We start from the raw sequence: 25,107 nt of genomic DNA on the forward strand, positions 1-25,107 counted from the left end.
GGACGGCCGCCCGGCGTTGTGAGACGGCTCGCGGCGCAGTTCTCACGCTATCGCTCTCGAACACGTCTCCGACAAACCGTATGCCGCTGTATCGAACCGCTACCGTAACCGATACACCCGCGCTTCCCACGGGCGGAGCGTCTCCGCCTCGACCGTGGTGTTCACTTCCCCGTAGTTCGCAATCAACACCTCGTCGGCCTCGCCGGCCACGCCCGTCGGCGGTTCGAACTCGACCGCCTCGCTCCCGAAGTTCAACACGGTCAACGTTCGCTCCGCCACGCTTCCCTCCGCGTCCCGCAGCGTCCGGGTGTAGACCCACAGGCGGTCGTGTTCGGGGAGGAGCAGGTCGTAGGTGCCGTACACCAGGACGTCCTCGTCGTGTCGGAGGTCGATGAGGTCGCGGTAGTAGTGCCAGATGGACGACGCGTCCGCCCGCGCGGCCTCGACGTTCACCTCGCTCTTGTTGGGGTTGACCGGGAGCCACGGCTCGCCGTCGGTGAACCCGGCCGTCGGGCCGGCCGACCACTGCATCGGCGTCCGCGCGTTGTCCCGCGAGCGGTATCGGACGAGGTCGAGCAGGTCGTCGTCGCTGGTGAAACGCCCCTTGCGTTCGAGTTCTTCCACGTTTCGAAGAGTGTCGACGTCACGCACTTCTTCGAGCGACTCGAACGGGTAGTTCGTCATCCCGATCTCCTCGCCCTGATAGATGTACGGCGTCCCCTGCAGGGTGTACAGGAGCGTCGCGAGCAGCGTCGCCGACTCGCGGCGATACGCTTCGCTGCCGAACCGCGAGACCATCCGCGGCTCGTCGTGGTTGTTGAGATACAGTGAGTTCCACCCCTCGCCGTCGAGGCCCACCTGCCAGCGCGTGATGGTCTCTTTCAGTTCTCGGACGCTCCACTCGCCCTTCGACCAGCGGCCGCCGTCGGGACCGAAGTCGAGGCGCATGTGGTCGAAGTTGAAGGCCATGCTCATGCCGTCGCCGTCGTCGCCGAGGAACCGTTTCGCCTCGTCGACGCTCATCTCGACCATCTCGCCGACGGTCATCGCGTCGTCGGGGACGGCCTCGTCGTGGATGGCGCGGACGTACTCGTGGACGCGCGGGCCGTTGACGAACTTGTCCGCACCGCGGACGATGGCCTCGTCGTCCTCGCCGTCCGGGAGGCCCTCGGGTTTCGAGATGAGGTTGATGACGTCCATCCGGAAGCCGTCGATCCCCTTGTCGAACCACCACTCCATCATCTCGAACACCTCCTCGCGCACGTCGGCGTTCTCCCAGTTGAGGTCGGGCTGACGCTCGTCGAAGAGGTGGAGATACCACTCTTTTCTTCCTTCGTCCCAGGTCCACGCCGGCCCCCCGAAGAACGACTCCCAATCGTTCGGCGGCCGCTCACGGGCGTCCCGCGGGAGCCCATACTCGGCGGGGTCGTACAGCCCTGCCTCGTACTCGGATTCGGGGACCGCCTCCCCGTCGCGCCAGACGTAGAAGTCCTCGTACTCGGGGTCGCCGGCGCGGGAGTCGACGAACCACTCGTGTTCGTCGGAGGTGTGGTTCACCACGAGGTCCATGATGAGCTTCATCCCGCGACTGTGCAGACCCGCCAGCAGCGTCTCCCAGTCGGCCATCGTCCCGAACGTGTCGAGGATGGCTCGGTAGTCGGCCACGTCGTACCCGTTGTCGACGTTCGGGGACTCGTAGACGGGGCAGAGCCAGACGACGTCCACCCCCAGGTCGTCGAGGTAGTCGAGTTTCTCGACGACGCCGGGGATGTCACCGACACCGTCGCCGTCGGTGTCGTTGAAACTCCGGGGGTAGACCTGGTAGACAACGGACTCTTTCCACCACGCGCGTTCGTGGTCGGGAACGGTCATCAGAGAGAACTCGCTAACGGGTACTCTTTTTTCCATCGGTCCGCGCGGTGTGTGCGACGTGCGCACACGGTGTGTGGGCCGGGCGCGGAGCGTCGGCCCGCGCGGGTACCGTTCGTCCTCAGCGCAGGTCGTACACCCGCGCCTCCCACGGCCGGAGACGGAGGTCGCCCGCCGCGAGTTCGGACACGACGTCCGAGTCGCCGTCGACCGGGTAGTTCCCGATGAGGAGCGCCCCCTCCTCGCTCGTGACGTCGTCGGGAAGACCGACCGCGACGTCGTCGTCGGAGAAGTTGAGGGCGACGAGCAACCGCTCGTCGCCGTCTGCCGTCGAGAGCGTCCGAGTGTACGCCCACACGGTGTCGTCGTCGGGGAACAGGGGGTCGTACTCGCCGTAGACGACGACGTCGTGTTCTTTCCGGAGGCTGATGAGGTCGCGATAGTAATGCCACACCGAGTCCTCGTCGGCCCGCTCGGTCTCGACGTTCACCTCACCCTTGTTGGGGTTCACCCCGAGCCACGGCTCGCCGTCGGTGAAGCCCGCATTGGGGCCAGCCGACCACTGCATCGGCGTCCGTGCGTTGTCGCGGCTGTTCGCCCGGACCGCCTCCTTCACCGCGTCGAACGAGTCGACCTCGCCCGCTTCGATGGCGTTCTCGAGCGGCCGGAGCGTATCCACGTCGCGGAAGTCGTCGAGCGACTCGAACGGGTAGTTCGTCATCCCGAGCTCCTCGCCCTGGTAGATGTACGGGGTCCCCCGGAGGGTGTGTAACAGCGTCCCGAGAAGCTTCGCCGACTCGCGCCTGTACTCGCCGTCGTTTCCGAACCGCGAGACCATCCGCGGCTGGTCGTGGTTGTTGAGGTACAGCGAGTTCCACCCCTCCGTCTTCAGCCCGTCGTCCCAGCGGTTGAACACCGCTTTGAGGTCCGAGAGCGCCCACTCGTCGCGCTCCCAGATGTCGTCGCCACGGTCCAACAGCATGTGCTCGAAGTGAAACAGCATCGAGAGGCCGTCCTCGTCGGGGTCGAGGTAGCGGCGGGCGTGCTCCATGGGTATCTCCGGGCCGAGCATCTCCCCGACGGTCAGATACTCGCGGTCGAGGACGCGCTCGTTCATCTCCGCGAGGAACTCGTGGACGCGCGGGCCGTTCGTCGGCCCCGTCATCGCGCCACAGAACGGGTCGTCGGGGTCGTTCGGGAGGCCCTCGGGCTTGGAGATGAGGTTGATGACGTCCATCCGGAAGCCGTCGATTCCCTTGTCGAACCACCACTCCATCATCTCGAACACCTCGTCTCTCACTCGGGGGTTCTCCCAGTTGAGGTCCGGCTGCTTGACGTCGAAGAGGTGGAGATACCACGCCTCGCGCTCCTCGTCGTACGCCCAGGCCGGGCCGCCGAAGTACGACTTCCAGGCGTTCGGGGGCGCTTCGCCCGCCGGGCCTTCCGTCGCCGACCACGACACCTCGTCGGCGTCTCTCCCGTCGCGCCAGATGTAGAAGTCCTCGTACTCGGGGTCGCCGGCGCGGGAGTCGACGAACCACTCGTGTTCGTCGGAGGTGTGGTTCACCACGAGGTCCATGATGAGCTTGATGTCGCGGCTGTGGAGTTCGTCCAGTAGCTCCTCCCAGTCGGCCATCGTTCCGAACTCGTCCATGATGGACCGGTAGTCGGCGATGTCGTAGCCGTTGTCGGCGTTGGGCGAGTCGTAGACGGGGTTGAGCCAGACGACGTCCACGCCCAGGTCGTCGAGGTAGTCGACCTTCTCGACGATGCCCGGGATGTCGCCGACGCCGTCGCCGTCGGTGTCGTTGAAACTTCGCGGGTAGACCTGGTAGACGACGGACTCTCTCCACCACCGCCGTTCGATGTCTCCGTCTGGCATTGCTCAGAGCCCCGAGCGGAGACGGTTTGGTTCCGTCGGTTCAGGACGACTCGCTCGCGGTGGGCGTCCGACCTAACCCCGGTTCGGCCTCGTGGCTCCCCTCCGTCTCGGCAGCATCGACCGTACGGCACCGACGTTTCCCCGCAGTTTTTGTATCCCGCCGCGCATCACTCACGTATGGACGACCACGCCCACGGAGACGACCACCACGCGGGTGACCACGACCACAGCGACCACCAGAGTGACGACGACGGGCGCGTCACCTCGCCGATGCAGGAGTTTTCCTCCTCGCAGGTCGGCATCGGCCTCGCCGTCCTCGTCGTCGGTCTCGTCGTCGCGTTCGGGCTCCCGCTGCTCGCCGCCTGAATCGGCTGTTCTGTTCTCCGTCTCGCGACGGGTGCACCGTGCTCGCCGGAGCGGTCCGGGCGTGGCGTGCAGATCCGTCGCGTCCGTCAGGCTCTCGTGCCGGTTCGGGTCCTCACCTCGGGCATCAGTCCAGTCCCCGCGTGAGCACGTCACGCAGGTCCGAAATCGTCTCGTGCCCGTACGAGAGCGACTCGCCGCCGACGTCGAGCCGTAGCGTCCCGTCCGCCGTCGCCGACCCCACCTCGGCGACCGGCGCGACGTCGGCGAACCGCTCGCGGACCCGCTCGGGAGCCGTCGTCTCGACCACCGCGCGGCCGGGCGTCTCCTCGAACAGGGCGGCGAGCGAGTCGACGCTGGCATCGACCCCTCCCGCTGTCGAGACCATCTCGGCGAGCGTCACCGCGAGACCGCCGTGGCTCACGTCGTGGACCGCCAGGGTCGACGACTGGCCGGCGACGTCGGCGAGCGCGTCGACGACGGCCGTGGGGTCGCTCGGGAGCGTCGGGAAGCGGTCACTGCCGCCGAACTGCGCGAGGAGTTCGGAGCCGCCGAGGCCGTCACCGCTCGCGCCGACGACGAGGAGTGTTCCCTCGCCGGCGACGCGGGCCGGCGGAGCGTCGGAGGCGTCCGAGACACCGACCATCGCCAGCGTCGGCGTCGGTGGAATCGGGCCCGAGACGGAGTCGTTGTACAGTGAGACGTTGCCGCCGACGACCGGGACGGCGAGGCGCCGACACATGTCGGCGAGGCCGTCGACGATTCCTTTGAACCCACCGTACACGTCGGGCTTCTCGGGGTTGCCGCCGTTGAGGCAGTCGACGGCGGCGAGCGGCCGTGCCCCTTTCGCGGCGAGATTCGTCGCGTTCTCGAAGGCGACGGCACGCGCGCCCTCGTACGGCGCGGCGCTCGTCCAGTTGGGGTCCGCACCCGCCGAGAGCGCGAGGGCCTTCCCGGCCTCTCGGATGGCCACGAGCGCCGCGTCGTCGCCCGGCAGGACCGAGGTCCGATTGCCGACCTCGTGGTCGTACTGCCGGTAGACCCACCGCTTCGAGGCCGTGTTCGGGCTGGCGACGACCGCCTCGAACGCCTCGGTCAGGGCGACGTCGGGGCGGTCTGTCTCTGGTGCTTGTGGCTCGACCGAATCGAGGTCGTTCATCGGTGCGCCGTCAGCGAGGAACTCGCCCGGCACGTCGACGACCGTCTCGCCTTCGAAGGTGCAGACGTAGTTGCCCTCGGTCACCTCGCCGATGACAGAACAGCCGAGGTCGAACCGCGCTGCCAACTCCTGTACGCGCTCGACGTCCTCGGGGGCGACTTCGTAGCACATCCGTTCTTGGGACTCCGCGAGGAGGATCTCCAGCGCGTTCATGTTCGGCTCGCGCTGGTGGACGCGGTCGAGTTCGATGTGGGCACCGAGGCCACCCTTCGCGACGAGTTCCGAGGAGGCACCACCCAGCCCCGCAGCACCCAGGTCGCGCGCGGACAGGACGAGGTCCTCGTCGATGAGCGCCTCGTTACACTCGATGAGCAGTTTCTCGGCGTAGGGGTCACCGACCTGTACCGCTGGTCGGTCCTCCGTCTCGGCGTCCTCGCTCAGGTCCTCGCTGGCGAAGGAGGCACCCCCGAGACCGTCTCTCCCGGTCGCGTTCCCGACGAGGACGAGTTTGTTCCCGGCCGACTGGGCCTTTGCGGTGACGAGTCGGTCCGGCGAGAGCAGTCCGACGCAGGCGACGTTCACGAGCGGGTTGCCCTCGTAGTCGGCGTGGAAACTGACGCTTCCGCCGACGGTCGGGACGCCGATGCAGTTCCCGTAGTGGCTGATTCCCTCGACGACTCCCTCCATCAGATACCGCGAGTGTTCGTTCTCGAAGGGGCCGAAGTACAGTGAGTCGGTGAGGGCGATGGGGTACGCACCCATCGACAGCGTGTCGCGGACGATGCCGCCGACGCCGGTCGCGGCGCCGTCGAACGGGTCGACGTACGAGGGGTGGTTGTGGCTCTCGATGCCGAGGGTGATGTAGACGTCCTCCGACCCGGGGAGGGAGACGACGGCGGCGTCGTCGCCGGGGCCGATGACCACCTGCTCACCCTCGCTGTCGAAGGCGGTGAGGAGAGGCCGAGACGAGCGGTACGCACAATGTTCGCTCCAGAGGTTCTCGAAGAGCGCGGCTTCGGCGGGCGTCGGCTCCCGACCGAGTTCACGCTCGACGATGGCGCGGTCCGAATCGCGAAGGCTCATTCACTTCCCTGTCTATCCCGTCCGCATTAATGCGTTTCCCTATCCACGTTCGTGGGTATCGTAGCCGGGGACGTCTCCGGCGCTCGCCGTCCGTTGCCGCTCCGGCCGAAGGTGGCGGCCCGTCCCGGAGCCGCGGTGACGGCGCCCGCGGTCGGACCACGACGAGGGATTTCGACACTCCTATATCGAGTCGCCAAGTCACCCACGAGTAATGGAAGAGTCACGCATCTGGGGCACGCTCGGGATCGTCCTCGCCATCGCCGGCCTCGCGGTGATGGCGCTCGACAACGAGTTCCTCACGGCTATCACTGAGGGGCACGTCGGAGAACCGGTCGTCCTCTACGTCATCGCCGTCGCCGTCGCCACCCTCGTGACGTTCGCCATCATCGCACCGAGCATGGCCACCAAAAAGTAGCGCGGCGGACCGAGGCGCTTTTTTACTGACCCGCACAAGTTCAACCCGTGTTATCGGTCGAGTTGCACGCACACTCTGCGCTGTCGTACGACGGGCGCGACCCCGTCGAGGACCTGCTCGAGCGCGCGCAGGCGGCCGACCTCGACGCCATCGCCGTCACGGACCACGACGAGATCGACGCGAGCCTCGAGGCGGCGGCCGTCGCCGCCGACTACGGTCTCGTCGGTATCCCCGGCATGGAAATCTCCTCCGCCGCCGGCCACGTCCTCGCCTTCGGCATCACCGAACTCGTCCCCGAGGGCCTCCCGTTCGACGAGACGCTCGACCGGATTCGCGACCTCGGAGGAGTCGCCATCGTCCCCCACCCGTTTCAAACCTCTCGCCACGGCGTCGCCCGACACATCACCCGGGAGCAACTCGCCACCGCGGACGCCATCGAAGTGTACAACTCGCGCCTCCTGACGGGGCTCGCCAACCGAAAGGCGGAGAAGTTCGCCAAGGCGCACGACCTCCCGATGACGGCGGGAAGCGACGCCCACATCGCCGAGATGGTCGGCCGCGCCGTCACCGAGGTGGACACTGACGAACGCACACCCGAAGCCATCCTCGAGGCCATCTGTGCCGGCGGAACGAGCGTCGTCGGGCGGCGAACCCCGTGGCGCGTCTCCATCCAGCAGGCGCTCTCTGGGGTCCCGCGTCGGGTGAAACACACCGTCCTCGACGTCCTGTGAGTGTCGAGTGCCGAGGCCGAGTCGTGACGAGCGTGGTGCACCGATGACGCGTCCTCGTGACGGAATCCGTGGCGCACCCGCTGCCGTCGTCCGCACCGCCGTCGCAGACGAGCACCCGCTTCCCGGAACCGGTGGGTTCGCCGGCGCACTCGACACGCAGGCGGCTGTCGAGCACGGACGACTCGTCGGGGGGCGCGGCGGCCGCGTCGTCCGCGACGTCCTCGGGCGGGAACCCGTCTTCGTCGAGGCCCAACGGGACGCGGACCGCGCGGCCGGCCGCTGGAGCTTCGACCCGCGACGCCTCGTCGACCCCCGTCTCGTCGACGCCGGTCGCGTGGTCGACCTCGACGCCGACACGGAGACGCGGACGTGGACGCTCCCCGACCCCGCACCCGAACCGGACCACCACGCGGCCGTCGAACGCGTCCGCGACGCCGTCTTGGACCGCGTCCGGGCCGTCTCCGCCGACGGACTCGCCGTCGCGTTCTCCGGCGGAATCGACTCCGCGCTCGTCGCCAGCGGTGTCGACGCGCCCTGTTACGTCGCGGGCTTCCCCGACTCACACGACGTGGCGGCCGCCCGCGAGGCGGCCGCCGAGATGGACAGAGACCTCCGCGTCGTCGACCTCACACACGACGACCTCGTCCGCGCCGTCCCCGACGTCGTCCGTGCCACGGGTCGGACGAACCCGATGGACGTCGGAATCGCCCTCCCGCTGTTCCTGGTGGCCGAGCGCGCTCGGGCGGACGGCTTCTCCCGGCTGGCGGTGGGACAGGGCGCGGACGAACTGTTCGGCGGCTACGCGAAGGTCGTCTCGCCCGCCGACGACCACCGCGTCGCCGCCGACACCGTCCGCGGCGCCCGACGCGAGACGGTCGAGACGCTCCCCCAGCAGTTACCACGGGACGTCCTCACCCTCCGGGTGGCGGGCGTCGAACCCGTCGCGCCGCTGCTTCACGACCGGGTGGTCGCGGCCGCGCTCGCGCTCCCAGCCGACCTGCTGGCGACCGACGAGGAGCGGAAAGTCGCCCTCAGACGCGCCGCCGAGGGCGTGCTCCCTCCGGGCGTGACCCGTGCCGACAAGAAGGCGGTCCAGTACGGGAGCCTCGTCTCGCGGGAACTCGACCGACTGGCGCGGCAGGCGGGCTACAAGCGGCGGATGGACGACCACGTAGGCCAGTACATTCGGTCGCTGGTGGACGAGGGCGGTGACGACGCGGGCCCGCTCGAGTGAGTGAGCGCACAGCAGCCGTCGAGTGAGGGCCCATCGTGGCTGCACTCGGTGAACTCAGTGGTCGTGGCCGTCGCCGGCTCCAGCGTCGCTGTGGACGGACGTGGCCCCGTCGTCGGCACCGACGACGGCCAACTGGACCTGCTGAATCCCGCGGAGGGACTGGATTCGACGGACGAGTTCACGGATGTCGGCCGCCGGGCCGTCGACGACTAGCGTCTCCAGACAGCGGTCCGCCGAGAGGTGGACGTGCTGGGTCGAGATGATGGTCTCGTGGAGGTCGTGCTGGAGGTCGAGCAGCGCGTCAGTCACGCCCGTGACGTCGTGGTCGTACAGAATGACGACGGAACCCTGGTGTCTCCCGTCGAGGTCGTCGCGCCACCGGTACGAGGAGACGAAGCCGCGGAGCGCGTCCCTGACGGCCTCCGACCGGCTGTCGTAGTCGGCGTCGGTGACGACGTCGTCGAATTCCGCGAGCAGGTCGGTCGGGACGGTGAGGCTCACGCGTTCGAGGCGCTCGGACATGCCTCCAGGTCCCGACTCCGGCGCGATGAAGCTTTGTATCCGCCGACCCACCTGCTCGGACTCCAACCGGAACCTGTTTCGATATCCGGCCCTCATCTGCGAATACCTCCAACTATGTATCCAGCTATTGTCTGTTCGTTTCTCTCTCTAGCGGCGTGGTAAGCGTATTACGAATCGAGTAGGAAGTATTATTGGTGCAGGGAGAAACCATCGGAGCGAACACAGTATGCACATTCCCGACGGCTTTCTCGACCCCTGGGTGCTCGCGGGGTGTTTCGTCCTCGCGGCAGCGGCCATCGGCTTCTCGTCGTGGCGGCTGAACGGCCGGCTCGACGACGCACGCGTCCCGTTACTCGGTGTCGTCTCGGCGGGCATCTTCGCCGCACAGATGCTCAACTGGCCCATCCCCGGTGGGACGAGCGCCCACTTCGTCGGCGGCGCGTTCGCCGCCATCTTGCTCGGCCCGTATCTCGGCTGTCTCGCGATGGCTTCGGTCGTCGTCGTCCAGGCGTTCGTCTTCGGTGACGGCGGCGTCCTCGCCCTCGGCGCGAACCTCCTGAACATGGCCGTCGTCGACGTGTTCGTCGGCTACGCGCTCTTCCGCGCGCTCGTCGGCCTCGGCGAGACCATCGCCGCGTTCGTCGCCGGGTGGGGTGCCATCACCGTGTCGGCGGCCGCCGTCGGCCTCCAGGCCGGCCTCTCCTCGACGTTCGCGTACGACCTCGCCACCACCCTCACCGTGATGACCGCGGGCCACGCCGTCCTCGGTCTCGTCGAGGGACTCATCACCGTCCTCGTGGTCCGGTACCTCCTCGACGTCCGCCCGGACCTCGTGCTCGGTCTCACTGGGCCGAACACCGGCGGTGACAGGCCCGAGGAGGCGACGGTATGAGCGCGACCTGGGCCGACGCCCCGACCTGGCTCCGTCGGTCGCTCGTCGCCCTCGTCGTGCTCGTGCTCCTCACCCCGGTGTTCGCGCTCGCGGCCGGTGCCGTGGGGTACGCCGAGCCGCTGGAGAACGTCGCCGAAGCGACCGGCGCGACCGAGCACGAACGGACGCTCCTGTCCAGCCCGTTCCCCGACTACTCGGTCGCGGGGACAGGAACGGTCGTCGGTACGCTCGTCTCCGGCCTGGTCGGGACCGCGGTGACCCTCCTCGTCGCCGTCGGTCTCGGGCGACTGCTCGACCGCGACGTCGACACCTGACCCGATGGCCGGTGCCGTGTTCCACGTCTCGACGGACCTCGCGGGCGTCGTCCGCACCGCCCTCGCCGCTGAGGAGGCGGCTGCGACCGACGGGGTCGTCCAGCGACTCCACCCGACGGTCCGCCTCCTGGGCATCGTCGCGCTCCTCGTCGCGGCCGCCCTGTCGACTGATTTCGCGGTGCTCGTCGGGCTTGCGGGCCTCGCCGCCGCGCTCGCTGTCGTCGCTCGACTCCCACCCCGCCCCTTCCTCGCCCGGACGCTGGCCGTCGCGGCGTTCTCGGGCGTCGTCGTCCTCCCACAGCTCGTCCTCGCACCGGGTCCGACGCTGGTCTCCGTCGCAGGTGTCGCCGTCACTCGTCCCGGCCTCGCGTACGTCGCCCTGTTCGAGACGCGCGTCGTCGCCAGCGTCGCCCTCGTGACCGTGCTGTCGATGACGACCCCGTTCGGGACGCTCGTGGCGACGCTCCGGAGCCTCGGCGCGCCGGCGACGCCGACGACGCTGTTCGCGCTCACGTACCGCTACCTGTTCTTGTGCTTCGACGAACTCCACCGAGCGCTGCTCGCCCGCGAGAGCCGGCAGCTTCGTCCGCGCGGCCTCCTCGACGAGTGGCGTGAACTCGGTGCGCTCTCGGGGAGCTTCCTCCTGCGGACCGTCGAACGCGGCGAGCGGGTCGAACGGGGGATGCGCGCCCGCGGCGGGGCCCGCCCCGCGACGCCGTACCGTCGCCCCAGTCCGCTCGGCGTCCGCGACGCGCTCTTCGCCGCCGTCGCACTCGGCGCGCTCGGGCTGGTGGTCCTCCCGTGACTGCGCCCGTCCTCTGCGCGCGCGACCTCCGCTACGAGTACCCTGACGGGACTGTCGGCCTCGCCGGGGTCGACCTCACTGTCGAGGCCGGCGAGCGCGTCGCCATCACCGGGCCGAACGGCTCCGGGAAGAGCACGCTCCTGTCGGTACTCGGCGGACTCGTCGACCCCGCCGACGGCCGCGTCGAGTACTTCGGCGAGACGGAGAACGCCGAGGCGGTCCGCGAGCGTCTCGGCGTGTTACTCCAGGACCCAGACGATTACCTGTTCAACACGACGGTCAGCGCCGACATCGAGTACGGCCCCGCACAACTGGGTGTCCCGCGAGAGGAAGCGGACCGCCGCGTGAACGCGCTGGCCGACGCGCTCGACCTCGACGGACTGCTCGACAAGCCGCCGCACCGCCTGAGTGGTGGCGAAAAGAAGCGCGCGGCGCTCGCGAGCGTCCTCTCGTTCGACCCGAGCGTCCTCCTCCTCGACGAGCCGACGAGTGCCGTCGACGCCCCTCGAACGGCCGACGTCCTGGCCCTGCTCGACCGCCGCCACCGTGCCGGTGCGACGCTCGTGACCGTCACGCCCGACGTCGAACTCATCCCGCGGGTGGCTGACCGGGTCGTCGTCGTCGGACCGTCGGGCGACCTCGTCGCGGACGGCCCGGTCGCGGAGGTCCTCACCGACCCCGAGACGCTCACAACCGCGGGATTACAGCCGCCGGCCGTCGTCCGCCTGTTCGACCGACTCGGCTGGGACGACCCGCCCGTCGACGTCGACGACGCCGTCGAGCGACTCGAGACGACCGGTCTCCCGCGTCGCTGACGACCGTGGTCAGCCGAACCGCGCGGCCGCCGCCTCCACTGCTTCGATGCCCAGTGCCCGCACGTCGCTGTCGACGTCGACACCGCGGAGGTCGTCGGGGGTGTACCAGTCCCACGCGGCCGCCGGCTCTTCGTCCTCGGCGGGGTCTATCGCCCGCGAGTCGACCGTCGCGAAGAACACGTGGTCGATGTGCTGGTGGCCCACTCGGTCGCCGAAGCGGTTGACGTCGGCGAGCATCAGATGTCGGGGCCGCGGAATCGTCCGTGCGGTCTCGGAGGCGATGTCGGCGTGGTCGGTGAGGAGCGTCGGGGTGAGGCCCGTCTCCTCGCGCGCCTCGCGCAGGGCGGTCTCGTGGGGGAGTTCGTCGCGGTCGACGTGTCCGCCGGGCGGGAGACGGATTCCGAGTTTCGGGTGTTCGTGGAGGGCGGTCGCCCCGTCGTGGACGAGGTAGACCGTCGCCGTGAAGTGACGCGTCGTCTCCATGCTGAGGGCTTCGCCCGGACCGGTTTGTGCGTTTCCGTTCTCCGTCCGCTCACGGGCGCTGCGGAGCGTGGTCGCCGGGTGAGGACCCGAGTTACGGGACCTGAACCTGCTCTTCGGCTTCGAGCAGCTCGTGGTAGCGGTTTCGGATAGTGACCTCGGAGATGTTCGCGACCTCCGACACCTCCGACTGGGTGACCTTCTCGTTCGTCAGGAGGGAGGCGGCGTACACCGCAGCGGCGGCGAGGCCGACGGGCGACTTGCCCGAGTGGATGCCCGCCTCTTTGGCGTTCTGGAGGAGCTGGCGGGCGCGGCGCTCGGACTCGTCGGAGAGGTCGAGGTCTGACGCGAACCGGGGCACGTACTGCTCGGGGTCGGCGGGCTTGATCTCGAGTTTGAGCTCGCGTACCACGTACCGGTAGGTGCGGGCGATCTCGTCTTTCTCGACCCGGGAGACGGCCGTAATCTCGTCGAGCGAGCGGGGCGTGCCGGCCTGTCGAGCGGCCGCGTACAGCGACGAGGTGGCGACGCCCTCGATGCTTCGGCCGGGCAGGAGGTCGTCCTGAAGCGCGCGGCGGTAGATGACCGACGCGGTCTCGCGGACGCTGTCGGGCAGGCCGAGCGCGCTCGCCATCCGGTCGATCTCGCCGAGCGCCTGCTTGAGGTTGCGCTCCTTGGAGTCGCGGGTGCGGAACCGCTCGTTCCAGGTGCGGAGCCGCTGCATCTTCTCGCGCTGGCGCGAGGACAGCGAGTTGCCGTAGGCGTCTTTGTTCTGCCAGCCGATGTTGGTCGACAGCCCCTTGTCGTGCATCATGTTCGTCGTGGGGGCACCGACGCGGGACTTCTGGTCCTTCTCGTTCGCGTCGAACGCACGCCACTCGGGGCCGTGGTCGATCTCGTCTTCCTCGACGACGAGTCCGCAGTGTTCACACACCGTCTCGCCGTGTTCGGTGTCGGTCGCCAGCGGGCCGTTGCATTCGGGGCAGTGGAGGGACTCGTCTGTGGCGGGGGATTCGTCCTCGCTCTCGCTCGTGCGCGCGCGTGCGCGACTCCGGTCTCGGTCGTAGCTTCGCACGGATTCAGTCATTGGTTGGGGTGGGGGAGAAGTGACTGCAGCGCAGTCGTTGTCGATACCATTGTAAGGGGTGGTGATACATAAACCTACCCAATTTCTATCCAGACAAAAAACATGAAAAATAGCATACGGTGCGGTTCAGACGGTGCACAAGCGACACGATTCGCGACGGGCCAGCGATTACGCTGGGTGAACCACCTTTCAGTCATGAATGTTTTGTTCGGGGCGCACACTTTTGTTCATCCGCCTGAAACGACCGGCATGTCTCCTGCATGGGAGGTCCTCCTCCCCGCCCACATCGACTCCGCCGGCCCCGAATCGATCAGCGACTTCGCCCGCTGTACCGGGATGGACGAGTACGACAGTGTCGACGACGCCCTCGCCGACATCGGACGTTACGACGCGGTCATCGTCCGGGTGACCGACCTCGACGCCGGAGTCATCGACCGCGCGGACCGGCTGAAGGTCGTCGCGAAGCACGGTGCCGGCCTCGACAACGTCGACGTGGGCGCCGCCTCACGTCGCGGTATCGTCGTCTGCAACACCCCCGGCGCGAACGCCCGCTCCGTCGCGGAACACGCGCTCGCGCTGTTGTTCGGCGTCCGGCGGCACCTCCGCACCGCCGACCGCCACGTCCGGTCCGGCGGGTGGGACCGTTCGGCGTTCGCCGGCCGCGAACTGACGGGCGACACGCTCGGTCTGTTCGGCTTCGGTGCCATCGCACGGGAGACGGCCGACCTCGCCCAGGGGATGGGACAGGCCGTCTGCACGTACGACCCCTACCTCGCGGACGCCGACGTCCCCGCCCGCGTCGACCGCGTGACCGACCTCCCCGCCCTCTTCCAGCGCGCCGACGCCGTGAGCATCCACGCGCCGCTCACCCCCGAGACCCGGGGAGTGGTCTCGACCGACGAACTGACCGCCCTGGGCCCCGACGGAGTCCTCGTCAACACCGCCAGAGGGCCGATCGTCGACGAGGCCGCCCTCCTCGCAGCCCTCGACGCCGGCCGAATCGGCGGTGCCGGCCTCGACACCTTCGCGGAGGAACCGCCCGGCGAACACCACCCGTTCGCCGCCCGCGACGACGTCCTCCTGACGCCGCACGTCGGCGGGGTGACCGCGGAGGCGCTGGAACGGATGAGTCGTCGAGCGGCCGCCAACGTCCGTACCGTCTACGAGGGCGCACTCCCCGACTCGACCGTGAACCGCGCCGCGCTCGAGGAGGGTGAGCGATGAGAACCCGAAACGGGCTCCGGCGGGCGCTGGAAGAGGGCGAGACGCTCTTCGGCGCGAGCGCAGATACGTTCTCGCCGACGGTCATCGAGACGCTCGGTGACGTCGGACTGGACTTCGTCTGGCTCGACTTCGAACACGGTGGGCCGAGCCCATACGACAGCACCGTCTTCGAGGAACTCACCCGCGCCGCCGAGGCCGGCGACATCGAACTCCTCGTCCGACTCCCGGCACCGGACCCGCCGCTCGTTCGAAAGGTGCTCGACGCGGGCGTCCGGACCATCCTCCTCCCGCGCATCGAGACCGCAGACGAACTCCGCCGGGCCGTCGCGGCGGCGCACTTCTCGTACGACGGCGACGTCGGCGACCGGGGCGTCGGCGTCGGCCGCACGGCGCGATGGGCGGGCTACGTCGACAGTCACGTCGAAGGCGAAGACCGGGAGGTGCTCGTGGGGACGATGGTCGAGAACGCACGTGCCGTCGAGCACATCGACGAACTCCTGTCGGTTCCGCAGCTGGGCTTTGCCTTTATCGGCCCCGCCGACCTGGCGATGTCGATGTCGGGCGGCGACCCGACGGAGCGGAGCGCCGAGGCCGTCCAGGCCGCCATCGACCGCACGCGCGAGGCGTGCCTCGACGCCGGGGTTCCCGTGGGGCGTATCAGGAACGACGTGGACGCCGCGCGGACGGCGCGTGACGAGGGGTACCAGCTCATCCGCATCGGCGGCGACCTCGAATCGCTACGGACGACGCTCGGGGCCCGACTCGCCGACCTCGGGCGCTCGTGACCCACCGCACCCCCACTCGCCGACGGGCACCGAAACCCTTACTCCCGGGCCACGGTTTCGGTCACCCATGAGCGATTCGCCCGTCGACAGCGAGGAGGTTCGCCACGTCGCGGAGTTGGCGCGTGTCGACCTGGCCGACGAGGAGGTCGAGGAGTTCGCCGCGCAGTTCGCCGACATCCTCGAGTACTTCGACGCCCTGGACGACGTCCCGGAGGTCGAAGCCGACGAGGACCTCGTGAACGTGATGCGCCCCGACGAGGTCCGTGAGGGCCTCTCACAGGAGGAGGCGCTCTCGAACGCCACCGAGAGCGAGGGCGGCTACTTCAAGGGGCCGCGGGTGTCGTAGATGGCCGACCTGAACGCCTTCATCACCGAGGAGCGTATCGACGGCGACGACGACGGCCCGCTCGCGGGCAGGACGGTCGCCGTCAAGGACAACATCTCCACCGAAGGGGTCCGAACGACCTGCGGGTCGGCGATGCTCACCGACTACGTCCCACCCTACGACGCCACCGTCGTCTCCCGTCTCAAGGACGCCGGGGCGACCATCGTCGGCAAATCGAACATGGACGAGTTCGGCATGGGGACGACGACGGAGACGTCCGCGTTCGGACCGACGCGGAACCCGGTCGACGCCGACCGTGTCCCCGGCGGCTCGTCGGGTGGGTCGGCTGCGGCGGTCGCTGCTGGCGACGCCGACCTCGCGCTCGGCTCCGACACCGGCGGGTCGATTCGCTGCCCCGCCGCCTTCTGCGGCGTCGTCGGTATCAAGCCGACGTACGGCCTCGTTTCGCGCTACGGCCTCGTCGCCTACGCCAACTCCCTCGAACAGATCGGTCCCATCGCCCCCTCCGTCGAGGACGCCGCCGCGCTCTTGGACGTCGTCTCCGGGTCGGACCCGAACGACTCCACGACGGTCGACGCGGGCGACGGCTCCGACTACGCCGCGGCCGCCGACGGCGACGTCGAGGGCCTCACCCTCGGCGTCCCCACGGAACTCGTCGAGGGCGCCGACGAAGCGGTCGTCGAGGCGTTCTGGGACGCGATCGCCGAACTGGAGGCACAGGGTGCCACCTACGAGGAGGTCTCGCTCGAGTCCATCGAGCACGCGTTGGCGGCGTACTACGTCATCGCCACGTCCGAGGCCTCCTCGAACCTCGCGCGGTTCGACGGCGTCCGGTACGGCGTCTCGGGTGGCGAGGGCAACTGGAACGAGTCGTTCGCGACGGCGCGCGAGGAGGGCTTCGGCGCGGAGGTCAAGCGCCGCATCCTGCTGGGCACCTACGCTCTCTCCGCGGGCTACCACGACAAGTACTACAAGAAGGCCCAGGACGCCCGCGCGTGGGTCCGCCGGGACTTCGAGAGCGTCTTCGACGAGGTGGACCTCGTCGCGTCGCCGACGATGCCCGTCCTCCCGCCCGAGCTGGGAGAGAGCCTCGACGACCCGCTCCAACTGTATCTGATGGACGCCAACACCGTCCCGGTGAACCTCGCGAACCTCCCCGCCATCTCGGTGCCCGCGGGGGACGCCGAGGGACTCCCCGTCGGGTTGCAACTCGTCGCGCCGAAGTTCGACGAGGCGACGATGATCCGTGCGGCGTCGGCGGTCGAGAACTAAGCTCCCGTCGCCCCTCGTGGCGACGGGCCGCGGCGGGCGCGGCGGGCGCAGCGGTGCACCTCCGAGCGCGGGTCGTCAGCCGACGGCCGTCGCGTACGAGGCCGCCGCCCGAACCAGTTCGAGCGCGCGCACCGGCTGGTTGCTGTCGATGAGGTCGTGCGCCCGCGCCGCGGCGTCGGCGCTGAGCTGTTCCGAGTGGACGAAGGCGTCGACGAGCGCACGAGCCTCGCGGTGGTCCCAGGTGTCCATACTGTTCGATTACTCCCCAGCGACGTTACCTCCACAGACGGTTCTCTGTGGTCGGGAATCGCAGCTGACGTCCCCGATGGCGCGGCGACACGGGCGATGGGGCTCAATCACGCATCAGGTTCACGACCTCGTCGGCGACGTCGGACTCGACGGCGATGGCGACGGCGACGAGGGCGCACCCAACCCCCGGCGCGGGGAGGTCGACGTCGTAGAGGTGGCCGAACTCGACGGAGTTCGACGCGAAGCCGAGTGCGTACAGCGCCCCGGCGATCATGTACGTGAACCAGCGCGTCCACCCCATGACGAACGAGACGGGCGCGGAGAATCCCTCGCGGACGTAGGTGTACCCGCCGCCGTTCTGGGGGATGGCCGTAGGCCAACTCGGCGTACGAGAGCGCTGTGAACGTCGTCACACCGCCGTTGAGCGCGAATGCGACGATGGCCGCCGGTCCAGAGATGTCGACCGCCAGCCCGGTGAGGACGAAGATGCCCGCGCCGACGGCGGCGACAGCCGAGCCGTGTCAGCGACTCACGTCACGCCCGTCCGGGGAGGACGGCGTCCGCATCCGCGTCCGCCCGGCGACGGACCCAGAGGACGAAGACGGCGGCACCGAGGCCGTCGACGACGAGGTCGACGACCGTGTCGATGGCGTAATACTGCAGTGTCCACTCGACGTAGAAGTCCTTGAACAGGTACTCGTACACCTCGAACCCGGCTCCGATGGCGACGACGACGAGCGGGAGGACGACGACCTGGCCGGCGTCGACGGGTGTGAACCGGACGACGGCGAGCCAGGCGGCGACGCCGAAGCCAGACAGCGAGTGGGTGAGGAGGTCCCACCACCAGATGGCGGTGTACACCTCGTAGGCGAGGCCGCCGAAGTGGAGGGCACAGACGACGAGCGAGTACGCGACGAGCGCGACCCAGACGATACCGAGGGAGGGCGAATCGGTGGCTGCGTACCGTGATGACATGGTTTGGGGGACCGTCCGGCGTGGCTGAGTGGGGAGGGCGCTGGACGTGGTCACCACGTCGACACATCGCGTTAAATCCTTTGTGAACTCAGCCGCTTTCGACGACGCTCACCGCTGCCAGTACTCCGGGGTGAGCAGCACGAGCACGGGGATAATCTCGAGGCGGCCGGCCCACATGAGTCCGATCATGAACAGCTTACTGACGTTCGAGAAGTCCAGATACGACCCCATCGGGCCGAGGCTCCCGAAGCCCGGCCCGACGTTCCCGAGCGTCGATGCGACGGCGCTCATCGCCTCCAGGACCGACAGCGACTGGCCGACCCTCGTCGCGTCGAGGAACAACAGCACCGTGGCCACGAAGAACATGACGAGATAGAGGAGCGTGAAGGCGTAGATACCCCGGACGGCCCGCTCGTCGAGCGCGTTCCCACCGAGGCGGACGGGTCGCACGGCGTCCGGGTGGGCGGTCGTGAACAGCTCTCGACGGATGGACTTCAGGATGACGTACCAGCGGACGATCTTGATACCACCGCCCGTCGACCCGGCCGACCCGCCGATGAACATCGCGAAGAGGACGAGGTACTGCGCCGGTGCGGACCACGCGTTGAAGTCGATGCTCGCGTACCCCGTGGTCGTGACGATGGCGACCGCCTGAAACAGCGCGTGGCGAACCGCGGGCTCGACGCTGCCGACGACTGCCCCGCGGACCGTTCCGAGGTAGGCCGCATCGAACGTGCCGCCGTCCGGCGCGGCGGTGACGAAGCCGGCACCGGTGAAGAGCAAGCCCGCGCCGACCGCCCCGACGACGGCGAGCACTCCCGCGTAGACGCGGAACTCGGCGTCGCGAAACAGCCGTTTCGGCTCACCAGTGAGCATGTGCCAGAAGAGCGCGAAGTTGGTCCCGGCTGCGATCATGAACGGGATGATGACCCACTGCGCCGCGGCCGAGAACGCCTCGATGCTTCGGGCCTCCGGCGAGAACCCGCCGGTCGGCATCGTCGTCAGCCCGTGTGCGATGGCGTTGTACGCGTCCATGTTCGGTGCCATGCCGCCGACGTGGAGGCCGTAGAGGAGGCCGATCTCGAGGACCGTGAAGCCGAGGTAGGCCCCCCAGAGCGCCCGCGCCGTCTCGGCGATGCGCGGCGTGAGCTTCTCGATGCCCGGCCCTGGTGCCTCGGCGTCCATCAACTGCGCGCCGCCGACAGAGAGTTCCGGGAGAATCGCGACCGCGAGGACGACGATACCCATCCCGCCGAGCCACTGGGTGAGCTGTCGCCACATCATGATTCCACGGGTGTGGGTCTCGAACGAGATGTCGCCGAGCACCGTCGCGCCCGTGGTGGTGAACCCCGACATGGACTCGAACAGCGCGTTCGCGGGACTGCCGAGCGTCGACGTGGGGTGGACGGGGGTCACGACCGGGGGGAGCCCGTGCGCCTCGACGAAGTACGGGATGGCACCGACGACACTGACGGCGAGCCACGTCACCCCGACCATCAAGAACCCCTCGCGAGCGAGGAGGTCCGGGTCGGGTTCGAGGCGTTCGAGACCGACACCGACGACGACGGTCACGACCATGGTCACCACGAAGGGGAGCACCGTCTCGCCGTAGATGAGCGCCGTCACCAGCGGGATGAGGAGGGGCACGGCGAGATACTTCAGCACCGTCCCGACGAGACTGAGACTCGCCCGGTAGTTGACGCGGAGTTTCACGGCCGCTCACCTGCTGTCCGATACACACCGGGACGTGTGCCGAGTGGCTCTTTAGGCTACCGAAACCTCGTTACGCCGGCTGGACCGGGTCTCGCGACGGCAGGAACTCGTCGAGCACCGCGCGCTCGGCGGCCCGGAGCGTCTCGGCGAACGCGGACGATGAGACCCCGAGACGCGTCGCGACCGTCTCGGCCGACGCCTCCCGGGGATACTCGAAGTAGCCCATCCGGTAGGCGGTCTCGACGACCTCGCGCTGGCGGTCGGTGAGTCGCGTCCGGTCGACGACCGTCGTGTCGGTGCGTCGGGTTCGACGCTCGCCGGCGACGAGCCGACGGAGTTCGACGTCGAAGGCCTCGTCGAGCGTCGCGACGACCTGCCGGACGGTCGCCCGGTCGGGCGCGTGGAAGGCGATGACGAGTTCGCCGTCGACGGCGCGGACACTGGTCGGCGGGCACCCCGCCGCCTCGAGCCGTTCGCAGGGACAGCCCAGCTCACACGGTTGGGTGGTCCGGTACACCACCTCGTCGTCGGTCTCGAACACCGGCGTCCCGACCGCCTCGGCTCCGCGGGGGACGCGATACTCGTCGAGGCGCTGGCCGTCGACCACCGCCCGCGAGACGTGGTCGATGCCGCCGTCGACGTCGACGGAGGCGGCGGCGACCGGGCAGTGCGACGGACACGCGACGGCGACTTCGACGCGAAGGCCCTCGGTCATGTGCGGGTGGAGCCGGCTCGGCTACAAGACTGTTGCTCGCGCAGTATCACTGCTGAGAGCGAGTATATAACTCCCCGCAGTATCACGGGCGGAGAGAGATACGGGTCGACGGGGAATCGACACTCATCGACCGGGTCCGCCGACCGGCGGGCTCACAGGACCTCACCGTGTCACACACCACCTCTCACTCGACGGAACGGACGGGCGTCACCGATACCGACAGGCGAGAGCTCGACGGACAGGCGCTGGCGGCCGATATCGGTATCGACAGCCGAGAGTTAGCGCGCCGAACGTCGTTCCTCGACCTCACGGCGGCGGACGTGGACCGACTCACCGACATGGCCGACGTCGTCGACGACGCCGCGCCCGCGCTGGTCGAGACGTTCTACGACAGACTGCAGTCGGACGCCGAGGCCGCGGCGGTCCTCGACCGGTCGTCGCTCCCGCTCGACGCGCTGAAACGCTCGCAGGCGACGTACCTCCGTGGCCTCGTCGGGGGTGACTACGACCTCGAGTACGTGGCGCGACGGGCCAGAGTCGGGAAGGTCCACGACATGCTCGGCCTCGGCCCGGAGCTGTACCTCGGCGCGTACAGCGTCTACTACGAGGGGCTCACTCGGGCCGTCGGTGACGACGCCGTCGCTCGGTACGGCGCTGTCGACGGCGATGGCGACGACGAGCGCGAGGCCGCCGTCCGCGACGCCGTCGACGAGGTCGTCGAGCGCGTCACCTCGCTGTTGAAAATCGTCTCGTTCGACCAGGCCATCGCGATGGAAACGTACATCGAGTCGTACGCGTCCCGGCTGGAGACCGCCCTGGAACGACACGAACAGTTGGCGAGCGACGTCGAGCGCGAGGTCGAAGCTCCCGTCGAGTCGCTCCAGGAGACCGCCGCGCGGGTCGCCGACCGCTCCGGGCAGATAGACGACCACGCCGCCGGCCTCACAGAGCGGGCCGGGACGGTCACCGCGGAGGTGTCGAACCTGAGCGCGACCGTCGAAGAGATCGCAGCGACGGCCGACGAGGTGGAGACGAAGAGCACGGAGGCCGAGCGCCTCGCTAGTCGTGGGCACGACTCGGCGACGGCTGCCGCCTCGGCGATGGCCGACGTGAACGCGGCGGCGGCCGACGTCGCTGCCGACGTCGAGGCGCTCGAGGCTCGCGTCGACCACATCGACGACATCGTCGAGGTGATCGACTCCATCGCGGACCAGACGAACATCCTCGCGCTCAACGCGAGCATCGAGGCCGCCCGCGCCGGCGAGGCGGGCGACGGCTTCGCCGTCGTCGCCGACGAGGTGAAATCCCTCGCCGGGGAGGCCCAGTCGCAGGCGCGACAGATCGAGGCGACAGTGGCGGAGATACAGGCCGACACGGCCGAGACGGTGTCGAGCCTCGACCACGCGACAGCGCGTGTGGCGACGGGGCTCGACCAGGTCGACGACGCCCAGTCCGACCTCGAAGAGATCGCCGGGGCGGTTCGTGAGACCGCAGCGGGCATCAGGAGCGTCGCCGAGGCGACCGACGAGCAGGCGTCGAGCACCGAGGCCGTCGCGAGTATGGCCGACGACGTCGCCGACGCGGCGGCGGAGGTCTCTGCGGGCGTGGGGGACATCGCCGCGGCGAACGAGCGCCAGGCGTCGATGGTCGAAGACGTCCGCGCGGCGACAGAACGGCTCACGACGTCAGAAGACACGTAGCGCCGCCGAGCACGGCGCGTGACGTCACAACAGCTTCGAGACCTTGTCGCTGACCGCCGTATCGACGAAGACGACCACGTGGTCGCCAGGCTGGATGTGTGTGTTCCCCCGGGGGACGATGAACTCGCGGTCACGGGTGATCGCGCCGATGACGACGCCCTCAGGGAGCGACGACACCGACTCCTGAATCGGCTTCCCCGCGAGGATACTCTCGGCGTCGACCTCTATCTCCAGCACCTCTGCCTTGTCGGACTCGATGAGGGCGACGTTCTCGGCACCGCCTTCGCGGGTGAACCGGGTGATCTCCTCGGCGACGACCTCGCGGGGGGAGACGCCGACGTCGATACCGACGGCCTCGAACAGTTCGACGTAGGCGGTGGTGTCGATGACGGCGACGGTGCGCTCGACGCCCAGCCGCTGGGCCAGGAGGGAGACGAGGAGGTTCTTCTCGTCGGAGTCGAGCGCGGCGATGAGCATGTCCGCGTCGCCGATGTGTTCGCGCTCGAGGAAGTCGAGGTTCGTCGCGTCCGACTCCATCACCACCGTGTTCGGGAGGTCCTCGGCGAGTTCGCGCGCCCGTTCGGCCTCCCGTTCGATGAGTCGGGGACTGAAGCCGCGTTCTTCGAGCAGTCGCGCGACGTGGAAGCCGATTTCCGACCCACCGACGACGACGACCTCCTCGGCCGTGCCGGGCGACTCCTCGGGCGCGACGGTCGTGGCGAACTCCTGGACCGACTTGGGCGAGCCGATGACGACGACGCGGTCACCAGCTTCGATGACCGTCTCCCCACGGGGAATGTCGACGTTGCCGTTGCGGAGGATGGCGGCGAACGTGAGCGCGTCGAACCGGTCGGCCTGCGCGACGGTCTGTCCGGCGATGGGACTGCCCTCGTCGACCTCGAACTCGGCCATCTGGACGCGGCCCCCGGCGAAGGGGTCGACGTCGCGTGCAGCGGGGAGGCCGACCACGCGGACGATGGCCTCGGCGGTGAGCAGGTTCGTACACACCATGAAGTCGATGCCGAAGGCCTTCTCCGAGCGCTGCCACGTCCAGAGGTACTCCGTGTTCTTGATGCGGGCGATGGTGAACGCGTCGGAGATGGCCTTCACCGTCGAGCAGGCGACGATGTTCGTCTCGTCGTCGTCGGTCGAGGCGATGACCATGTCCGCGTCGTCGATACCGGCCTCTTCGAGCGTCGAGACTGCCGTCCCGTCGCCCTGAATCGCCAACACGTCGAGCGAGTAGTTCAACTCCTCGACGCGGGTCGGGTCACACTCGACGACGACGACTTCGTGTGTCGAGTCGAGGTCGGCCGCGATGGACGACCCGACCTGTCCGGCACCGATGATGACTACGCGCACCGTCTGCCACCCATATCCCGTTCTTCGACACGGGCCGTGTATCAGTATTTCTGTTCGGCACTCACGGCCGCGTTCGCCGGCCTCGGCCCGCCTCGCCTACGATGGCCGGCGTTCGACGACGAGTTCGACGTCTCGATGTCGTCCCTCGATGTCGGCGACGATGCGCTCGACGACCTGCTGGGCCTCCTTCACGAGCACGGGCTTGATCTTGTCGACGACGAAGTCGAACGACACGAACCGCGGGAGGTCCAGCGTACCGTTGCGGGCCGTCTGAGGGTCGAACGACACGTCGAGGGTGACTCGACACGCCGCCTCGGCGTCCGCGGGGGCGTCGTCGGGGAGTTCGTCCAACTCCTCGACCTGCCAGTCGCCGTGGGCCTTGAGGTCTTTCACGATACGCCAGTCGATGCGCCACGGCGGGTCCGTGTCGACGACCTCCGACCGGAGGGTGTAGGTGAGCTTCCACCACGCGAAGCGCATGTCGTAGCGCGTCCCCGCTCCGCCATCGCCGCGCTGATGGACGTCTTTGAGATACTCGGAGTACTTGGGATAGCGCGGGAAGTCCGCGAGGAAGTCGTACACCTCCTCGGGAGGCAGGTAGACGACGGTGCTGACGACGATCTCGTCCACGTTCTCCGGTAGGCGGCGGAGCACAAAACCCTGTGGGCCCGACCCGCGCGACACCGTCGCCGACCTGACGACACTCACCGAACGGGACGCACGACCGGGGGTGGTCGGAGTCCCGTGCCGGACGCGGACGACACACAAATCAACGACCCGGGCCAACGACCCGCATGAACGCTTCCGACTTCGATGCGGACGTGCTCGTCGTCGGCGGGGGCGTCGCCGGCCTCACCGCGGCGACGTTCACCGCCCGTGCCGGACTCGACACGCTCGTTCTGCACGACGGCGAGTCCATCCTCCGCCGCAACGCCCACCTGGAGAACGTCCCGGGCTTCCCCGCCGGGGTGAACCCGCGGCTGTACGCCGACCTCCTCGAGGAGCAGGCCGAGCGAAACGGCGTCACCATCGAACCGGGCCGCGGGGGGGGGGGGGGGGGGGGGGGGGGGGGGGGGGGGGGGGGGGCGCCCCCCCGGGCCCGGGGGGGCGCCCCC

26 protein-coding genes and 1 pseudogene are annotated in these 25,107 nt (G+C 68.8%); 14 read left to right on the plus strand and 13 right to left on the minus strand.

Annotated elements, in window-relative coordinates; all coding sequences use genetic code 11:
* Nucleotides 1-99 precede the first annotated feature (99 nt).
* Together E6N53_RS01775 and E6N53_RS01780 are read right to left on the minus strand one after the other, a co-directional pair.
* A complete protein-coding gene (locus E6N53_RS01775) occupies nucleotides 100-1,872 on the minus strand; it encodes a glycoside hydrolase family 13 protein (RefSeq protein ID WP_142856430.1) in 1,773 nt (590 codons plus the stop codon).
* Nucleotides 1,873-1,990: 118 nt separating this feature from the next.
* On the minus strand, nucleotides 1,991-3,751 hold the full coding sequence (locus tag E6N53_RS01780) for a glycoside hydrolase family 13 protein (RefSeq protein WP_142856432.1): 1,761 nt from the start codon (nucleotides 3,749-3,751) through the stop codon (nucleotides 1,991-1,993).
* A 177-nt stretch (nucleotides 3,752-3,928) separates the two neighbouring features.
* Between E6N53_RS01780 and E6N53_RS01785 the strand changes: the two genes are divergently transcribed.
* Nucleotides 3,929-4,117, plus strand: coding sequence for a DUF7550 family protein (locus E6N53_RS01785; RefSeq protein ID WP_136588733.1), 189 nt, complete (start codon nucleotides 3,929-3,931; stop codon nucleotides 4,115-4,117).
* A 124-nt stretch (nucleotides 4,118-4,241) separates the two neighbouring features.
* Here E6N53_RS01785 and purL read toward each other — a convergent pair whose 3' ends face one another.
* Nucleotides 4,242-6,356, minus strand: coding sequence for a phosphoribosylformylglycinamidine synthase subunit PurL (purL, locus tag E6N53_RS01790; protein ID WP_142856434.1), 2,115 nt, complete (start codon nucleotides 6,354-6,356; stop codon nucleotides 4,242-4,244).
* Nucleotides 6,357-6,567: 211 nt separating this feature from the next.
* Between purL and E6N53_RS01795 the strand changes: the two genes are divergently transcribed.
* The 3 genes from E6N53_RS01795 to E6N53_RS01805 all read left to right on the plus strand — a co-directional run bounded on the left by E6N53_RS01795 (nucleotide 6,568) and on the right by E6N53_RS01805 (nucleotide 8,736).
* Entirely contained in the window at nucleotides 6,568-6,771 is a 204-nt protein-coding gene (locus E6N53_RS01795; RefSeq protein ID WP_142856436.1) for a hypothetical protein, read from the plus strand.
* A 47-nt stretch (nucleotides 6,772-6,818) separates the two neighbouring features.
* Nucleotides 6,819-7,502: a PHP domain-containing protein gene (locus tag E6N53_RS01800; RefSeq protein WP_142856438.1), complete on the plus strand. Its 684-nt coding sequence runs from the start codon at nucleotides 6,819-6,821 to the stop codon at nucleotides 7,500-7,502.
* A 64-nt stretch (nucleotides 7,503-7,566) separates the two neighbouring features.
* Nucleotides 7,567-8,736: an asparagine synthase-related protein gene (locus E6N53_RS01805; protein ID WP_142857238.1), complete on the plus strand. Its 1,170-nt coding sequence runs from the start codon at nucleotides 7,567-7,569 to the stop codon at nucleotides 8,734-8,736.
* 54 nt (nucleotides 8,737-8,790) lie between these two features.
* Here the strand turns inward: E6N53_RS01805 and nikR are convergent, their stop codons facing one another.
* The gene (gene nikR, locus E6N53_RS01810) at nucleotides 8,791-9,258 is read right to left on the minus strand and encodes a nickel-responsive transcriptional regulator NikR (RefSeq protein WP_136602247.1); all 468 of its coding nucleotides are present in this window, start codon (nucleotides 9,256-9,258) and stop codon (nucleotides 8,791-8,793) included.
* A 226-nt stretch (nucleotides 9,259-9,484) separates the two neighbouring features.
* Between nikR and E6N53_RS01815 the strand changes: the two genes are divergently transcribed.
* From E6N53_RS01815 to E6N53_RS01830, 4 genes are read left to right on the plus strand one after another with little or no spacing between them, the layout of a single operon-like run.
* Complete coding sequence (locus E6N53_RS01815; protein ID WP_142856440.1) at nucleotides 9,485-10,150, plus strand: energy-coupling factor ABC transporter permease; 666 nt, start codon at nucleotides 9,485-9,487, stop codon at nucleotides 10,148-10,150.
* Complete coding sequence (locus E6N53_RS01820) at nucleotides 10,147-10,464, plus strand: PDGLE domain-containing protein (protein WP_142856442.1); 318 nt, start codon at nucleotides 10,147-10,149, stop codon at nucleotides 10,462-10,464. The genes E6N53_RS01815 and E6N53_RS01820 overlap by 4 nt, the downstream gene beginning before the upstream one ends.
* A 4-nt stretch (nucleotides 10,465-10,468) precedes the next feature.
* Complete coding sequence (cbiQ, locus tag E6N53_RS01825; RefSeq protein WP_142856444.1) at nucleotides 10,469-11,269, plus strand: cobalt ECF transporter T component CbiQ; 801 nt, start codon at nucleotides 10,469-10,471, stop codon at nucleotides 11,267-11,269.
* Entirely contained in the window at nucleotides 11,266-12,084 is an 819-nt protein-coding gene (locus E6N53_RS01830; protein WP_142856446.1) for an energy-coupling factor ABC transporter ATP-binding protein, read from the plus strand. The genes cbiQ and E6N53_RS01830 overlap by 4 nt, the downstream gene beginning before the upstream one ends.
* Nucleotides 12,085-12,093: 9 nt before the next feature.
* Here E6N53_RS01830 and E6N53_RS01835 read toward each other — a convergent pair whose 3' ends face one another.
* Complete coding sequence (locus tag E6N53_RS01835) at nucleotides 12,094-12,567, minus strand: NUDIX hydrolase (RefSeq protein WP_136588742.1); 474 nt, start codon at nucleotides 12,565-12,567, stop codon at nucleotides 12,094-12,096.
* Nucleotides 12,568-12,658: 91 nt separating this feature from the next.
* Complete coding sequence (locus E6N53_RS01840) at nucleotides 12,659-13,651, minus strand: transcription initiation factor IIB (protein WP_136588743.1); 993 nt, start codon at nucleotides 13,649-13,651, stop codon at nucleotides 12,659-12,661.
* A gap of 249 nt (nucleotides 13,652-13,900) precedes the next feature.
* Here E6N53_RS01840 and E6N53_RS01845 point away from each other — a divergent pair, with 249 nt between their 5' ends.
* The 4 genes from E6N53_RS01845 (at nucleotide 13,901) to gatA (ending at nucleotide 17,278) form a co-directional block, all read left to right on the plus strand.
* Nucleotides 13,901-14,875, plus strand: coding sequence for a hydroxyacid dehydrogenase (locus E6N53_RS01845; RefSeq protein WP_142856448.1), 975 nt, complete (start codon nucleotides 13,901-13,903; stop codon nucleotides 14,873-14,875).
* Nucleotides 14,872-15,660, plus strand: a complete 789-nt coding sequence (locus E6N53_RS01850) for an HpcH/HpaI aldolase family protein (RefSeq protein WP_142856450.1) — start codon at nucleotides 14,872-14,874, stop codon at nucleotides 15,658-15,660. Before E6N53_RS01845 ends, E6N53_RS01850 begins: the two co-directional genes overlap by 4 nt.
* Nucleotides 15,661-15,727: 67 nt before the next feature.
* Nucleotides 15,728-16,006 carry an Asp-tRNA(Asn)/Glu-tRNA(Gln) amidotransferase subunit GatC gene (gene gatC, locus E6N53_RS01855; protein WP_136588746.1) on the plus strand — a complete coding sequence of 93 codons (279 nt, stop codon included), beginning with the start codon at nucleotides 15,728-15,730 and terminating at the stop codon, nucleotides 16,004-16,006.
* Nucleotides 16,007-17,278 carry an Asp-tRNA(Asn)/Glu-tRNA(Gln) amidotransferase subunit GatA gene (gatA, locus tag E6N53_RS01860; RefSeq protein ID WP_142856452.1) on the plus strand — a complete coding sequence of 424 codons (1,272 nt, stop codon included), beginning with the start codon at nucleotides 16,007-16,009 and terminating at the stop codon, nucleotides 17,276-17,278.
* A gap of 75 nt (nucleotides 17,279-17,353) precedes the next feature.
* Here the strand turns inward: gatA and E6N53_RS20600 are convergent, their stop codons facing one another.
* From E6N53_RS20600 to E6N53_RS01880, 5 genes and pseudogenes are all read right to left on the minus strand, one after another.
* A complete protein-coding gene (locus E6N53_RS20600) occupies nucleotides 17,354-17,527 on the minus strand; it encodes a hypothetical protein (RefSeq protein WP_161569852.1) in 174 nt (57 codons plus the stop codon).
* 148 nt (nucleotides 17,528-17,675) lie between these two features.
* A pseudogene (locus tag E6N53_RS01865) lies at nucleotides 17,676-18,015 on the minus strand (amino acid permease); the annotation flags it as partial.
* A 46-nt stretch (nucleotides 18,016-18,061) separates the two neighbouring features.
* Nucleotides 18,062-18,502, minus strand: a complete 441-nt coding sequence (locus E6N53_RS01870) for a DUF2238 domain-containing protein (RefSeq protein WP_236642294.1) — start codon at nucleotides 18,500-18,502, stop codon at nucleotides 18,062-18,064.
* A 108-nt stretch (nucleotides 18,503-18,610) separates the two neighbouring features.
* Nucleotides 18,611-20,215 (minus strand): TrkH family potassium uptake protein, encoded by a 1,605-nt coding sequence (locus E6N53_RS01875; RefSeq protein ID WP_142856454.1) that lies wholly within the window; start codon nucleotides 20,213-20,215, stop codon nucleotides 18,611-18,613.
* A 70-nt stretch (nucleotides 20,216-20,285) separates the two neighbouring features.
* On the minus strand, nucleotides 20,286-20,930 hold the full coding sequence (locus E6N53_RS01880) for a helix-turn-helix domain-containing protein (protein ID WP_142856456.1): 645 nt from the start codon (nucleotides 20,928-20,930) through the stop codon (nucleotides 20,286-20,288).
* Between the two features lie 167 nt (nucleotides 20,931-21,097).
* Here E6N53_RS01880 and E6N53_RS01885 point away from each other — a divergent pair, with 167 nt between their 5' ends.
* Nucleotides 21,098-22,630, plus strand: a complete 1,533-nt coding sequence (locus E6N53_RS01885) for a globin-coupled sensor protein (RefSeq protein WP_142856458.1) — start codon at nucleotides 21,098-21,100, stop codon at nucleotides 22,628-22,630.
* Between the two features lie 24 nt (nucleotides 22,631-22,654).
* Here E6N53_RS01885 and trkA read toward each other — a convergent pair whose 3' ends face one another.
* Both trkA and E6N53_RS01895 read right to left on the minus strand, forming a co-directional pair.
* A complete protein-coding gene (trkA, locus tag E6N53_RS01890; protein ID WP_136588753.1) occupies nucleotides 22,655-23,992 on the minus strand; it encodes a Trk system potassium transporter TrkA in 1,338 nt (445 codons plus the stop codon).
* 96 nt (nucleotides 23,993-24,088) lie between these two features.
* Entirely contained in the window at nucleotides 24,089-24,622 is a 534-nt protein-coding gene (locus E6N53_RS01895; protein WP_136602261.1) for a type II toxin-antitoxin system RatA family toxin, read from the minus strand.
* A gap of 164 nt (nucleotides 24,623-24,786) precedes the next feature.
* Between E6N53_RS01895 and E6N53_RS01900 the strand changes: the two genes are divergently transcribed.
* Nucleotides 24,787-25,107, plus strand: a 321-nt coding sequence (locus E6N53_RS01900) for an FAD-binding protein (RefSeq protein WP_142857240.1), incomplete at its 3' end; no start/stop codon positions are given.

Origin of the sequence: Salinigranum halophilum (assembly GCF_007004735.1) — an archaeon.
GTDB classification, from domain to species: Archaea; Halobacteriota; Halobacteria; order Halobacteriales; family Haloferacaceae; genus Salinigranum; species Salinigranum halophilum.